Origin of the sequence: Candidatus Epulonipiscium viviparus, from assembly GCF_030708075.1 — a bacterium.
GTDB classification, from domain to species: Bacteria; Bacillota; Clostridia; order Lachnospirales; family Cellulosilyticaceae; genus Epulonipiscioides; species Epulonipiscioides viviparus.
In genome coordinates, this window is the sequence record NZ_CP117982.1 from 1,381,569 (window position 1) to 1,396,290 (window position 14,722).

Here is a 14,722-nt window from a genome sequence, read left to right on the forward strand (position 1 = left end):
TTGTAATAAATTTAGTTGTAATAGTCGCAGGATTTCTTTTTTTAAGATGGTTTAGAAGATTGCTTGATAAAACGGAGGAATAAAATGAAATTGAGAAATAAGAACATAGGAAAATTTGAATATATTATAGAAGAGTTAACTAATGAAAATTTGGAAAAAGTAGTTAAATTATATAATAACATAATCAAGGAAGATAAATTGGTTTATAAAATATTATCAACAACAGATTTTGAAGAACATTTTGTAGATGAAACCCAATATAAAAAATATAACTATGTAGTAATGGATCAAGAAAAGTGCATTGGATTTGTAAATGGAATTGTTGCAAACGAGATAGGCTTCGTAACGTTTGTGGCGGTGGACCCAGAGTATCGCCGCGCCGGGATCGGAAGGGCAATGGTTGAGCATTTGGAAGCCGCCGAAGTAGAAGAGGGAATTAAGCGCTTTGAAATCAGCTTCTTTAACCCAATTAATTTGGATTGGAATATTCCGGGATATGCCGCGTATGACCATCCCAATACACAAGGTGTGGATGTATCAACGGAAGCTTATATTTTCTTTAAAAATTTGAGATATCGAGATGTTATTTGTCAAAACACATATCTTAAAAGTTTGGTAGATTTTGAATATTCTCCAGAGGTTGTACAAAACATTCAAGATCTAAATGAACGTGGAATTACTATAGGGTATCTAGACCTGCAGCGACATAAAGGAATCAAAGAACTCTTTGATAATCTCAAAAATGAATTGTGGCGAGAAGGCATAATGAATGCGATCGATCCGGTATTGGTAATTTTGGACGGAGATAAAGTTTGTGGCTTTGCAGGGCCTTTGAGAGTTCAAATGAGTGGAAGAGGATTTTTTATTGGCATCGGCATTCATTCGGATTATAGAAAAATGGGCGCAGGAAAAGTTTTGTTTAGCTCGTTGTGTAAAAGCCTAAAAGATGAAGGTGCAACGTTTATGTCATTGTTTACGGGCGATAACAATCCTGCTAGAAACATTTATGAATCGGTCGAATTCAAAATTGTAAAAAATTGGCAAGTAATGCGCAAAGAGATGCGAGAGAGGGAAATGCGATGAGAACTATAATGGCTATTGGCGGACATGTTGGTGATATGGAATTAACTGCAGGCGGCGTACTTGCTAGCGCGGCTGTAAGAGGAGACAAAATTGTAACGGTGGCTTTAACTGGTGGAGAAAGAGGAAATCCGCCAGATAAAACAGTATCAGAATATAGAACTCAAAAAATAGAAGAGGCAAATCAGTTTGCAAAAGAGTTGGGTGGAGAAGCTGTAATATTTAAATATACCGACGGCGAGTTGCCAGATAATGAAGAAGTGCGCTGGGAACTGTGTGATACGATTCGTAAATATAAGCCCAACGTATTAATTACGCATTGGAAAAATAGTATGCACAAAGATCATTCTCTAACTCATCAAATTGTAAACGCGGCGCAGTTTTATGCCGGGTTAGCATCCATAGAAAGAGCGTTGCCCCCACATTGGGCGGCAGGACCATACTATGCAGAGAATTGGGAAGACCCAACCGATTTTAAGCCGTATGTATATGTGGAAGTGACAGAAGAGGGCTATCAATTGTGGGAAAAAGCAATAAACCACCACTGGTTTGCACTTCATTCGCCGTCATATCCATATAAAGAATATTACTCTAACCTGAAGCGCATTCGCGGAATTGATGCCAGAAAGAAATACGCAGAAGCATTTAATATACAAGAGCGAGAAAAACGAATTATTCGCAATGAGTTATAAACAACTGGAGGATATTAAATGAAAAAAGTGAAAGCATTATTGATAAGTATGATGATGATTTTATCAGGATGCGCTGCGAGTGACGACAGAGACGATGTAGTTGTATTAGAAAATACACAGTTTAAGTTGGAATCAACAGGCGCAATTGATAAGGAAAAAGTGTTAACAACATTGATAGATATTCAGCCCCCACCAGCTTTTAATGGAAACCCATATGATGCTGCAGGAATAAATTGGTCGATTCAGCCATTAGTCTATGATTATCTTTGTGAATTTTCGCCATTTCCAGAGAGAATGTTCAAAACGAGTTTGCTGGAGAGCTTCAAATTGGATGGGACTCATTTGACGATGACATTAAAGGAAGATCTAAAATGGAGTGACGGATCTCCACTTACCGCGGCTGACGTGATGACAAACTATTATTTGAATGTTGGCAGAAGCGCATTTTGGACTTACGCAACGGAGCTAAAGAAAATTGATGATAGAACTATAGAAGTAGATTATGTAACTGAAAGCCCCTTGCTCCTTAATATTACTTTTGCCTTGCCAATTATGTCCCCAGCATCGGTCTATGGAGAATATGCAGAAGCGTATAAGGATATTGCACTCAATTATCGTGAGTTAAATCCAGAAACTGGAAACTACAAATTTACGGCAGAGGGCGCCGCGTTGCTTGCAGATGCAAATAACAAGATGCTGGCATATAAGCCAAACATTCGAGATGTAATTGCTTCTGGGCCATATATCATGACTAATGCGACAACGGCGGAGGTGATATTTGAAGAGAATCCGCATTACAGAGTTGACGTTGCCATAGACAAAATACGAGGACTGCGTCCAGGAAGCGCAGAGGCATTTGCGACCTCCATATTAGAAGGGCAGTATACTATCGAAAATGGAGGATTGTCGCCAGATATGTCGAGGCAAGTGGATAAACGATTTAGAGATACTTTGCGTAAAATTTATGTACCAGAGATTTCGCAAATTGGCTACGTCTTTAATGAGGCCAAATATCCTGTGAATATTCCAGAAGTACGAAAAGCAATATCTATGGCAACAAATAGAGATATCCTAATTCAAATTTCAGAGCCCGGAAGCTTTTTGAGTGATCAGTACAACACAGGGCTAACTCCAAGCATGATTGAAACATATGCAGATCCCCAATTTTTAAGCACGCTAACCGATTATTCATACAATCCAGCAGCGGCAGAGGCAATGCTAACGTCAATCGGCTGGAGTCGCGATGATAAGGGCAAATGGATAAACGAAAAAGGCGAGCATGTGGAGATAGAAATCGCAACAATCAACTCGTGGCCAACTTTTATGCTTACTGCAGAAGCAATGTCTACGATGTTGTCAGAGTTTGGCTTTAAAATTAAGTATGCGCCAATGGAGAGCGGTACAGTTTGGACATATTTAAACGGACCAAATCACACCATTGGAGGCGTATTTTTGGGAGGTGCCGGAACGTATGCACATCCGTGGGAAGCGTTTAGTAATATTTTGAACTCACCTAGAATAGGGCTTCCGGAAGTGCCTAAAGGTGAGGATCGTATAATATTTTCGCCTACTACAGAAAAAGAATACAATGTTACGAAGATGCTAAAAGAGCTTTTTGCCGCAATGACTCCAGAAGAAACTCAAGCAATAACGCATGAATTCATGCAGTTGAACAATGAGCTGTGTTTGTTTATGCCATTGGTAGAAAAAGCGGCGCCGTTGCGAGTGTATGACGTAACATTAAGTTTGCCAGAAGCTGTTCCAAATGAAGTGCAAAAAAGCTTTTATTACTTTGGCCCATTAAATTTAATGATTGCCAAAATGCTTCGTGGTGGAGAAATATTTTTTGTAGAATAAGCCGAAGGGGGAATACGATATGTTAAAAATAGTTACAATAGGAGGGGGATCAAGTTATACCCCAGAGCTAATCGAAGGATTTATCAGGAGATACCAAGAGCTGCCAGTGGATGAGATTTGGCTAGTAGATTGCGAAGAGGGCAAAGAGAAATTGGATATTGTTGGAAACCTGGCAAAGCGAATGGTAGAAAAGTCGGGACTACCCATTGCAGTAAATCTAACATTAGATAGACGAGAGGCCCTCAAAAATGCCACCTTTGTAACAACTCAGATGCGAGTAGGGCTATTAGATGCGCGAATTAAGGATGAACGAATTCCGCTTAGTTATGGATTGTTTGGCCAAGAAACAAACGGAGCCGGAGGAATGTTTAAGGCCTTTCGAACTATTCCTGTAATATTAGATATTTGCAAAGATATAGAAGAGCTGTCTCCAGATGCGTGGTTAATCAATTTTACAAATCCAGCTGGAATAATAACAGAAGCTGTAAATAGGTATAGCAATATAAATAAGGTGATCGGGCTTTGTAATGTGCCGTTTGATATGCACACTGCAATTGCAAAAATTTTGGATCGTCCAAAGTCTGATGTAAGAATTTTTATGGGCGGACTAAATCACATGAGCTACGTTACAAAAGTTGTGTGCGATGGCAAAGATGTTACCGAATATGTAATTAGCAAGTGGGGTACGCATAGCATGAACAACATTTCGGGAACTGAGTGGTCGAACGCTTTTGTCCGAGAACTTGGCGTATTGCCTTCGCCGTATCATCGATATTATTATATGGCAAAAGAATCTCTCGAAGAAGCAGTGGACAAATTTAAAAATCACGGAACACGCGCCGAAAATGTAAAGCGTTTAGAAACAGAATTATTTGAGCTATACACTGATATAGATCTTGCAGAAAAGCCAAAACAGTTAGAGCAACGTGGTGGCGCATATTACAGCGATGCGGCTTGTAATTTAATTAGTTCGATATATAATGACAAAGGCGATCTTCAGATTGTAAACACTCTAAATAGAGGAGTAATGGCGGAGTTTGAGTATGATGAGGTGGTAGAGATTAGTGCGATGATTACAAGCAATGGGCCGGTGCCAGTTGCAGTAGGCAAAATGCCAAAATGCGTAAAGGGTCTACTAAATCAGATCAAGTCATTTGAAGTTGCAACCTGCGAAGCGGCAATAACAGGAGAATATAATAAAGCGCTTTTGGCAATGATGATAAATCCGTTGGTTAGCTCACAGAAATATGCAATCAAAATTCTCGATGAAATGTTTGAAGCGCATAAAAAATATTTACCAAGATTTACTAAATAATACAAATTTGTATGGAGGGAAGTAAGATATGGAGTATGTAATAGGCATAGATGGCGGTGGAACAAAAACGAAGCTGACGATGTGCACATTTAATAATGGCGTAATTAATGTAATAGAAGAAGCGGTGGCAGGGCCTAGTAATGTATTAGCGAGTGGAGTGGATGTTGCAAGCGAATCGCTGGTGCAAGTAATAAAAGAGGGAGTGTTGGATAGAGGATACAAATTATCAGATTGTAGAGCGGTGTGTATGGGAATTGCAAGTGGCTCGTGGCATTCTGTACAAGATGCTATTGCAAAGATTATGAAAAATGATATAGGATATGACGGAAAACTGATCGTAACCAATGATGCGGAGACGGCATTAATGGCAGGAACTGGAGGAAAAGAAGGTATTCTCTTGATTGCTGGAACAGGCTCGATATGCTATGGGGTAAGTAGTACAGGCAAAAGTTGTAGAATTGGTGGCTGGGGACACATATTTGACGACGAGGGTAGCGCATATTATATTGCAATTAAAATATTGAATGCAGTAATGAAAGCATACGATGGAAGAGATATGGCGACAGTTTTAACCAAATTGGTATTAGAATATTTTAAGGTAGACAACGAAAGAGATATTGTAGATGAAATTTATAAGCCCAATATATCAAAACAGCATATAGCGGATTTGGCAAAGCTGATAGAGGTTGCATATGATCTCGATGACCCTATTGCGATTATGATAGTTGACGATGTAGTAAATAGTTTATATATTAGTGTGGAAAGCGCAATGAAGAAGCTATCGTTTTTGAAAAAGCCAGTAGATGTAGTTATAGATGGAAGCGTAATTGTAAAGAATCAAGCAATAAATTTGAAATTCTCTAATAAACTGAAGCAAAGACACACATTAACAAATATTAAAACGCTCGAGAAAGATGCTTCGTATGGAGCGGCAATTATTGCGTGTAGAAGTATAAAATAAAAAGTGATAAATTGATAAGGAGATGCTATTGTGAGAGAGTATGATTTTATAGTAGTTGGCGGAGGAATGTCTGGCGTATGCGCTGCGATAAGTGCAGCAAGAAATGGTGTAAAAACCGCATTGGTACACAATAGACCCGTTTTGGGTGGAAACGCTAGTAGCGAAGTGAAGGTTAGTATCAATGGAGCCGGAAGAATTGGAAATTTTCAGCACGCAATGGAAAGCGGAATTATCTTAGAAATCTTACTAAAAAATAAAAAGTTTAATGTGGGGCATTCGTTTAATATATTAGACCATATAAATTGGGAGTTTATAAAGAATGAACCGAATATCGATTTGTATTTGAATACAAGCATGACTGGGTGTGTTGTAGAGGACAATAAAATTAAATCTATCACAGCATTTCAAGTTACAACTCAAAAGGAATTTGTATTGGCAGCAAAACTGTTTTGCGACACAACCGGAGACGCGAACTTGGCATATGCGGCGGGAGCAGATTATACTATAGGTCACGAAGCGCGTTCGACATATAACGAATCGCTGGCTCCAGAAGTAGCAACTAAGCATACGATGGGCAGTACTTTGCTATTTACAACTCGAGATCTTGGCAAACCTGTAAAATTTACTTGTCCAGAATGGGCATATAAGATGACTAAGGAATATATTGGAAAAAGAAAGGTTCATGAATTGAGTAACGGATACTGGTGGTGTGAAGTTGGCGGAGACGATGACTTTTCGACTACTGAAGATGCCGAAGAAGTCCGCGACGAGCTTATTAAATATGCGTATGGAATTTTTGACTATATTAAAAACTCGGGAGAATATCCAGAAGCAGAAAACCTCATGCTAGACTGGTTTGGAGCAGTTCCAGGTAAGCGTGAGTCAAGAAGAATCATTGGAGATTATGTGTTAAATCAAAATGATATTCAAGCTCATGAAAGATTTGCAGATGCCGTTGCCTATGGTGGATGGTCGATGGATGATCATATTGTTGGCGGAATCCGAGCAAAGGTTTGGGAAAAGGCCCACAAAAACGATGAAGGTGGCTCGATTTGGCATCCGGTAAGAGATGTCTATACAATACCATATCGAAGCTTGTATAGTAGAAACATCGAAAACCTCTATGCTGGCGGTCGTTGCTTTAGCGTATCGCATATGGCCATGAGCTCAACTCGCGTTATAGGCACTTGCTCTGTAATTGGGCAAGCAATAGGAACTGCAGCTGCTATTGCGACGAAATACGATATATTGCCAAGACAAGTGAATGAGCATATCAAGGAGCTCCAGCAACTACTCATAAAAGATGATGCGTATTTACCTTCTATCAAGACGGAAGATAAAGATGATCTGATCTCAAACAATCCATGCAAAATTACTGCGTCTTCTTATCAGAAAAATTGTGAGCCCAAAATGATAAACTCAGACTTTGCGCGACGAATCTATGATGACGAAAATGCATGGGTATCTGAGAAATTAGAAGAAGATGGGCAATTTGTAGAAGTGGAATTTGAAAAGCTTATGCCGATAAAGGAACTGGTATTGAGATTTGACCCAGACTTTAATAGAACGGTTGCAACAAGTATCGCAGAAAGTCATAGAGATAGGCAAGTAGAGGAAATGCCCTATCAGTTGGTAAAAAGCTATGTAATCGAGTATTTTCAAGGTAACGAAAAAGTGGCTTCAACAGAAGTCGAGGGCAATTATCAGCGTGTCAATAAGCATCATGTAGATGTGATTGCAGATAAAATAAAAATTACTGTGTTAGAAAATTATGGAGATCCATATGCAAGAATTTGTGATTTGAGAATCTACTAAAAATTCGCCTCCCTATATTATATTGGGAGGTTTAATTTATATTTGGTGAATATAATCGTATAGCTCGATGTTAGTGCAATACCAGATATCGTCGCGATTGCTAAGAAGCTCGGCACACTTTTCGATGCGGTCCCAGCAGTTGTCAAATTCGTAGCTGTGGCCCCATATATAAAAGAGACTGAGGTCTTTGCTGTTGAGCTTTTTGTATTGATCGATTAGGTCGAAGAGTTCGTCGTTTTTGTGGTGTGTAGTAGGCAACCAACGATACCAGTTTGTCGGAAGCGCAAAGTCGAAAGTGCTTTTAACTGCTCGTCCATAGACTATTCCGGCATCTTTCATAATGGCAATTGCGGCATCGTTGACTTGTCCAAATGAGTATGCCATACCGCGAACATCTCGCTTGAGCAGGGCCTCGAGGTTGCGTTTATCTTCTACTATTTCTTCGGTCGCATCTGCAAGAGTTAAGTCTGGAAGCCGTAGGTGAGCACGCCCATGGCAAGCAATTTCGTGGTTTGTGTAGAGCTCGCGAACTTGTGTCGCCGTTAATCGGTTCGGATCATCTGTCAACCCCGAATTGATATTAAATGTGGCTTTGAGACCATAGTGATTAAAAATTTCTACCAGGCGTTTGTCTTGTGTCACACCGTCGTCATAGCTAAATGTAACAGCTTTGGTGGCTCCATTTGGATACATAAAATTCTCCCCTTTCGAAAAATATTATAGTGATATCGAGAAACTGCGTCAAGGACACGCTGCAATAAATGGTAAGTACAGGGATTTTTAGGCAATAATTAATATTTAGTGCAAAAATGGCGATATATAACATGTAAAATATGTTGCAGCAAACTATAAAGGAGAAAATTATGTCTATGATGAGGAAATATCAAAAATTACTAGCTATGGCAATAATAACAACGGCAACTGCGGCGATTACAACAGCTACATTTGCGGCAATAGATGATAGCGACATCTCGCATCTACCCACGCAAGATTCATTCGATGAAAATGGAGTTGTGAGTGTAGAGGAATTTCAATCGCTATACGCATTAGATGAGGAACTAATGAGGTCGCTTCGATATTTGCAAGTGAATCATTCTGAAGTTGGAGGAATCGAATTTAACGGCAGTAATGTTGCAATAGGTTCCGCACCAGCAGGTAGGCCGAATCAAAAATACATAGATGCAACCCCAGATAGTGCGTATAAAAAATTAGAGGGGACCGTTCAGTCGTTGTTTGGAGGCGCAGAAATGAGTAGAGCATCGTCAATAAACCCGGATGTATTGACAGATATATCTGCGACAGTAGCGCGATTGAAAACGGCAAACGATACGTTTCTGGCGGAGGCAGAATTTGAAATGGGTACGGGGCATACATATAAAGTGGCAGCAGAAGATCTGATCAGAAAAGTTACGGAAATATCAAAGCATATGGAAAATGTGAAAGAGAAGAATTCGGGTGCTGAAGAAGAGGCCGAGGCAAGTGCGATAATCGAAATGAAAAATACACTTGATGACGCGGAAGAATTGATAGAAAGCATAAATCCTGTTGCACTAGAAGCTACAAATATCTTGGCGAACACAAGAAGTGTGGATAAAAATGGAAAAGTTGGAGACGTATGCCTAAATCGAGCTGCACAGCCTTATCAAATATCTGAGAATAAGGTATATGCCAAAGAAGAGGACTTTGTAGAGGGGTTAAAAACTTTAAATGTGGCCTATGAGAAATTTATAGATGGCTTGGACAGTGCGTATACTAAATTTAAAAAGGATGTGGATGAATTAAAATATAATAGCGTTGTGGGGCTAAATGCTGCGGGCGAAAATGTTGCGGGCGAAAATGTTGCGGACAAAACGGTTGTAAGTTATAAGCCGGTAGCAGTTGAGCTATCAGAAAACGGAATCCTCGATAGAAATGGAAAGCCGTTAGGGGGAGGTATTCATCAGTACGTATCTTATGCTGCCTTTGCGGAGTTGCAAGAAGCGCTAGTGGAAGTGGATCGATTTATGGCAAACAATACAGTGCCCGAGCATTTGGCAGCAAACGAAATGGTGCCAGGATATTTTGACAATGCAAGCAAGCGATTGAAAACTGCGGTGGCGGAGTTTAATGCAACAGCGAGTAATGCCGCAGATGTTTTAAGAATGGCCTATGATCAAGAGATACGCAGCCTTGCGGTCAAAGTAAGTGGGATTGTAGCTTTGCCTGAAGCGACAGAGGTTGTTGCAGGTGTAGAAGATTATGAGGGGCTAAATTTTGCGGTAAATGTGGAGACTGTAGAGGATGAAAAAAAGTATACATTAGAAAATCTTGAAGTTGCAGATGGATATTTTGTTTCTGCCGATGGAACAGGTTTAGATACGGAGGGAGAAGAAGGAGACCAGTGGGTTAGCGAAGCTAAGCTTTCTGCCTTAGAAACTGCGCTCCAAAAATCGTTGCATATATTAAATGAAACAGCAAATATCAAAAATGTCAATGATATAGAAATTAAGTATCCACTAAAATATGTGGAAAAATATGGCAACGGATATTTCGAGACTGCAACTGGGCTAATAAAAATAGCAGATAAATTTGGCTTTGAAACAATAGCCAATGTGGACGAAATTGCAGATGCGAAAATCCAGGAAGCCAAAAGCTTAATTACAGAGGCACGAAAAAGCGACGTTGTGGATGGGCTAGATTTGTTGACGTTTGAGATGTTAAATACGATTGTCGACAGTACGGCAATTCCAGAGGCAAACGGCGTCTTTACAGAAAAACCAGCAGATGTATTGATTAATCAAGAAAAGATAACTCGATACCTAAATCGAGAATTAATGGACGATATTATATATGCAACAACAAACGAAATAACAAACACAGAGAAGGCAATTACAGAGCTTGAACAGGATAAGAATAAAGAGAATTTGCATGATCTTGTGAAGGCGATTGAAGCGCAGCAGAATAAGAAGGTGGATATCTCTCTCGACAATGCAAAGGTGAAATTATACAATAGCTATATCGAGGCAAACCGCGCGCTCTGGGATGAAAACGATGCCCGCATTCAGGTTAGCGATATGGATGGCGAGAATATTGCGGAATATAATTTTTACGTATCGAAAGCTGTGATGGATAAATTGACCGCAGCGATAGCGTCTTCGTATGTCAATCTAACAGAATCTGTAGAGAAAACAGCAATTGTGGCCCAAATAGCAACTAACGAGGCAGCGATGAAGTTTGAGCCTAAAATAGGTAAGGCTACAGTTCAGGAAATTTCGGCTCTGGCTATGGCAAAAGGAAAGTTGGGAACTCAGCTGGAGAAAACCGAAGCGGATCTTAACACTACAATAAGCGATTTGTATGGCGCAGATGTCGAGGCTGCTAATAAATGGACAACTGCAGCTGCCAAGGCAGAATACACAAATGCATATACTCAGGCAAAAGCAGAATTTGAATCTGGCTATGCAACGGAGGCCAAGATGAAGGCTGCCCTCACTGCATTGAATTCGGCTGCAACAACATTTGAAGCCACTCTACAAGATGGGACCAAAGAAGCCTACCAAGATGTTGTTGCACAGATGCAAATTTACATTGACAACTCCAAATATGGAAACAACAGAAACGATGGAAGTACGGAAGGACATAATGCAGAGTATAGAGAGCCAGTTGTTGCATATGAAAATATTCAGATAAGCAATGACGGAGGGATGGATCTAGCATTGACGGAGTTGTGGGCTGCCGCGGCAGATTTCAATAAAATAGAAACAGCCGTTTTAACTGCAGAAAAAATATTGGAAAATTCAGTAAATTTGAACATATATTTGGTAAAAATGCCGATAAACGATCTCGAAATAGAGAGGGATAAGTTAAAAAGTGCCTATGAAACATTCTATGCGGTAGATATTAATGACCATACTATAGTAGATATGGCGTCGAAAATACATTATGGTCAATCGGGAATTGCAGATGTGCAGATAAAGAATACAATCGCCAAAGCGGTCGAGGCGGTTAATGATTTGGTGTATATGCCGGGTACAAATCCTCTGGAGACTACTTATACCGCATACAACGGAACAGCGGGTCAAGCGTATACTCATGAAAAAGTTGAAGTGGAGATAGTAGACGCCAAAATTGTTGAGGTCGATGGAGATGCATCGCGAGTTCGTGTTACTGCGAAAGAAAATGGAATGGATGTGATCGTGGGCAACAAGTGGATATATGCAGGAGCAGTGGAGGACTATGTTGATGCCATAAGCCAGGCACAGAGGGTTGTGAACAGTTCAAAAAATATCACCAAAGCGGCATTAGACGAAGCTTTAGATACACTGAACGCAGCTGCAGAAACTTTTGAGGCAGCAGTAGACGAAAAAACAATGTTTGATGCGGCATCTATCGCTTATGAAGATTTGTATATTGCGGTATCGGAAGCATTTAGCTTGATTGGAAAAGATGAGAACGGCATATTCGACTACGCTGATTTTTCAGATGATGGCTTTGCGAAGCTAGAAAACACAAATGGAATTACAGAGATTAGACGCAGCCTCACGAATACTGGCATTGAAGTTTCGGAGACCATGAATTTTGTACCGACTTTGGTGTATAAAACCTACAACGAAGCAATATGGAAAGCCAAAAATGCGCTCACTACAGCGACAACAGCAAGAAGTTTGGAGACTGCAATGACGACGCTCCAAAATGTCACTGATGTAATAGTAAAATCTGCCACCAAATCTGGCAAGGGCTCAAATGAAGCATTTGAAATCAAGAGGGTGGAGCTTCAAAATTTAGCAGCCGAAGCTGAGGAGATCGAATATATTGTGAGCACTAATGGGATGGATGTTGCACCAGAAGAGCAATGGATCACAACAAATATGAAGAGAAAATTGGATAGTGCGATCAATACTGCAAAGATGACAGTGAGCAACGCGTATGGTAGTTTTAAAGAAGGTGAATATGATCAGGAAGGGTTTAAAGTTTTGATGGGAACAGGCAGGGTGTTGCCAGCATTGCTAGATTCTAAAGCAGATGAATTAATGAAAGTGATAGAGGAGATCGAGGCAGAAGCCAAAAATGGAAATGCCGACGACATGACAGTGGCAAAAACAGCTTTGGAGGCTGCGCTAAACGAAGCGTATCAATTAAAAAATATTGCACAAAGCTCATTGAGTGGAACAGATGTTGCAGGTGCGATAAGATGGGTAACAGTAGAAGAAATCAGAATTGATAACGAAGAAATTACACCAATAGCGTATATTTCAGAGGCCTACGACGAAGCAAGAGAAGTATATATGTCAAATAAAAAAGAAGACTATAGTGAGGCAGCGGCAACACTAGAAAAACAGATCGCTAAATTTATTCAGATAATTGAAGACGGAGTCGACGGTGGCTATGGTAAAAAAGACGAAGTGACAGAGGCAAAAATCGTGATAAACACTAGGATTGCAGAGATCCGCAAAACAATAGCAGCAACGATTGCGCTCAAAAATGCAGATAATTCGAAAGTACCATTTGGACGCTACTATGCGTTATCGAGTGATATCGAGTTGATGAATTGGGTAATTTTAGAGGCAGCTAGCAAGATGAATAAGCCAGGAATTACAGCAACCGAACTGACAGCGGGCTCAACAAACGGAGAGACGAACATAACTAATGGCATAGATAATACGAGCGTGTTGGCGACATTAAATAATGCATACGCAACATTTGCTGGAGGAGTGACCACTGAAAATGGAATTGTGGAAGAGGTAAAAAATACTAAGCGGAAACTAAAAACTGCGCCAACTGGCGAGATAAACAAAGAGAGTGCGGAGTCGCCATTGGAAAGAGTTGAACAAATAATTAAAGAAGCATTTGGCAACGAAGAGCTTCAAGTTCCATCGACAGTAGCGAAAGCAGGGAACGATAAAGATGCCGAGCAAAATTTAATAGAATACGTAACGGGTCTAATTGAAGGATACATCGAAGCTGATGAGATAGAAATTACTAAGGAGAGCTACGAAGCTGCAGAAGATCAAGATTATAAGGGAAATTCGAAAGAAGGGAAATTCACCTTTGTAGCAAAAATAAATGGAGCCGAAATATCTGAGTTGAGTGTAATAATCGAGCCAGCAACCTGGGATAGCAATGCAAGAGTAGCAGTGGAGGCAGCAGTGGAACGTTTTGAACATAAGCAAGATGAGCTTGAGTTAATTCTTGAAGCCGAAGATGCTGGTGTAAATGACGTAAGCGAGATTTTGGTGGCACAAATAAAAAGTCTTATATCAGATATAATAGCGGACGAAGATGGTGATGTTGTTGTAGAAAATCTGAATTATACAGAACCTAATATAGCAGATGACGGATCGATTAACTACAACTTAACAATATCAAAGCAAGTGGAGAAGGAAACGTCGAGACCGTCAATGCAACGTTCGGTGACAATAGCGGATGAGGCTGATAGATATGCAATCACAATAAACGATATAACAACAATAGTAAAGAGAGCATCAATAGCACCGATAGCGGAGATAGAGGAATTTGATGAGATAATGGAGATAGGGGGATTTGCAGAGATAGAAGGAATTTGATGAGATAATGGAGATAGAAGAATTTGTGGAGATAGAGAATTTGATGAGATAATGGAGATAGGGGGATTTGTAGAGATAGAGGAATTTGATGAGATAATGGAGATAGAGGAATTCGATGAAATAGAAGAATTTTATGAGATAGAAGAATTTGATGAGATAGAAGAATTTGATGAGATAGAAGATGTAATACACAAATAAAAAAAGGAGATGTAATAACAGATGATGAGGAAAGAGATGTGGATGCAAGAGCAGATAAAGAGAAAGGAGATGCGCCAGCAGATAATAAAGAAGGAGATAGAAGTGCAACAGCAGATGATGAGACTGGAGATACAATTGCAACAGCAGATGATGAGATAGTAGATGAAGAGTAAAGAGATGTGACTGCTGAAATAAATAAAACGTATTCCGTTGGGGGATACGTTTTTTGTTTTGTATGCAGAGGGAGTTATTTGCTCTAGTG

Annotated in this window: 10 protein-coding genes; 9 read left to right on the top strand and 1 reads right to left on the bottom strand. The window is 39.9% G+C overall.

Annotated features, from left to right (window positions below; genetic code table 11):
* The first annotated feature begins 84 nt into the window (after positions 1-84).
* Genes PCY70_RS05710 through PCY70_RS05735 form a run of 6 tightly spaced genes read left to right on the top strand, consistent with a single transcriptional unit; the run spans position 85 to position 7,720 of the window.
* Positions 85-1,083: a GNAT family N-acetyltransferase gene (locus tag PCY70_RS05710; RefSeq protein ID WP_305768755.1), complete on the top strand. Its 999-nt coding sequence runs from the start codon at positions 85-87 to the stop codon at positions 1,081-1,083.
* Entirely contained in the window at positions 1,080-1,772 is a 693-nt protein-coding gene (locus PCY70_RS05715; RefSeq protein WP_305768756.1) for a PIG-L deacetylase family protein, read from the top strand. The genes PCY70_RS05710 and PCY70_RS05715 overlap by 4 nt, the downstream gene beginning before the upstream one ends.
* Before the next feature lie 18 nt (positions 1,773-1,790).
* Positions 1,791-3,629: an ABC transporter substrate-binding protein gene (locus PCY70_RS05720; RefSeq protein ID WP_305768757.1), complete on the top strand. Its 1,839-nt coding sequence runs from the start codon at positions 1,791-1,793 to the stop codon at positions 3,627-3,629.
* Between the two features lie 19 nt (positions 3,630-3,648).
* Entirely contained in the window at positions 3,649-4,944 is a 1,296-nt protein-coding gene (locus tag PCY70_RS05725) for a 6-phospho-beta-glucosidase (protein WP_010165737.1), read from the top strand.
* 28 nt (positions 4,945-4,972) lie between these two features.
* A complete protein-coding gene (locus PCY70_RS05730; RefSeq protein WP_305768758.1) occupies positions 4,973-5,905 on the top strand; it encodes a BadF/BadG/BcrA/BcrD ATPase family protein in 933 nt (310 codons plus the stop codon).
* A 30-nt stretch (positions 5,906-5,935) separates the two neighbouring features.
* A complete protein-coding gene (locus PCY70_RS05735) occupies positions 5,936-7,720 on the top strand; it encodes an FAD-dependent oxidoreductase (protein ID WP_029487713.1) in 1,785 nt (594 codons plus the stop codon).
* Between the two features lie 36 nt (positions 7,721-7,756).
* Here the strand turns inward: PCY70_RS05735 and PCY70_RS05740 are convergent, their stop codons facing one another.
* Positions 7,757-8,413, bottom strand: coding sequence for a polysaccharide deacetylase family protein (locus PCY70_RS05740; RefSeq protein WP_010165734.1), 657 nt, complete (start codon positions 8,411-8,413; stop codon positions 7,757-7,759).
* A gap of 170 nt (positions 8,414-8,583) precedes the next feature.
* Here PCY70_RS05740 and PCY70_RS05745 point away from each other — a divergent pair, with 170 nt between their 5' ends.
* Genes PCY70_RS05745 through PCY70_RS05755 form a run of 3 tightly spaced genes read left to right on the top strand, consistent with a single transcriptional unit; the run spans position 8,584 to position 14,633 of the window.
* A complete protein-coding gene (locus PCY70_RS05745; RefSeq protein WP_305768759.1) occupies positions 8,584-14,262 on the top strand; it encodes a hypothetical protein in 5,679 nt (1,892 codons plus the stop codon).
* Positions 14,263-14,313: 51 nt separating this feature from the next.
* Positions 14,314-14,460 (top strand): hypothetical protein, encoded by a 147-nt coding sequence (locus PCY70_RS05750; protein ID WP_305768760.1) that lies wholly within the window; start codon positions 14,314-14,316, stop codon positions 14,458-14,460.
* A gap of 38 nt (positions 14,461-14,498) precedes the next feature.
* Positions 14,499-14,633, top strand: coding sequence for a hypothetical protein (locus PCY70_RS05755; protein WP_305768761.1), 135 nt, complete (start codon positions 14,499-14,501; stop codon positions 14,631-14,633).
* Positions 14,634-14,722 lie beyond the last annotated feature (89 nt).

Bases quoted from the DNA above. Each gene is read 5' to 3' on its own strand.
- PCY70_RS05745 (WP_305768759.1), top strand. From the start codon at position 8,584: ATGTCTATGATGAGGAAATATCAAAAATTACTAGCTATGGCAATAATA.
- PCY70_RS05730 (WP_305768758.1), top strand. From the start codon at position 4,973: ATGGAGTATGTAATAGGCATAGATGGCGGTGGAACAAAAACGAAGCTG.
- PCY70_RS05720 (WP_305768757.1), top strand. From the start codon at position 1,791: ATGAAAAAAGTGAAAGCATTATTGATAAGTATGATGATGATTTTATCA.
- PCY70_RS05740 (WP_010165734.1), bottom strand. From the start codon at position 8,413: ATGTATCCAAATGGAGCCACCAAAGCTGTTACATTTAGCTATGACGAC.
- PCY70_RS05750 (WP_305768760.1), top strand. From the start codon at position 14,314: ATGGAGATAGGGGGATTTGTAGAGATAGAGGAATTTGATGAGATAATG.
- PCY70_RS05725 (WP_010165737.1), top strand. From the start codon at position 3,649: ATGTTAAAAATAGTTACAATAGGAGGGGGATCAAGTTATACCCCAGAG.
- PCY70_RS05715 (WP_305768756.1), top strand. From the start codon at position 1,080: ATGAGAACTATAATGGCTATTGGCGGACATGTTGGTGATATGGAATTA.
- PCY70_RS05710 (WP_305768755.1), top strand. From the start codon at position 85: ATGAAATTGAGAAATAAGAACATAGGAAAATTTGAATATATTATAGAA.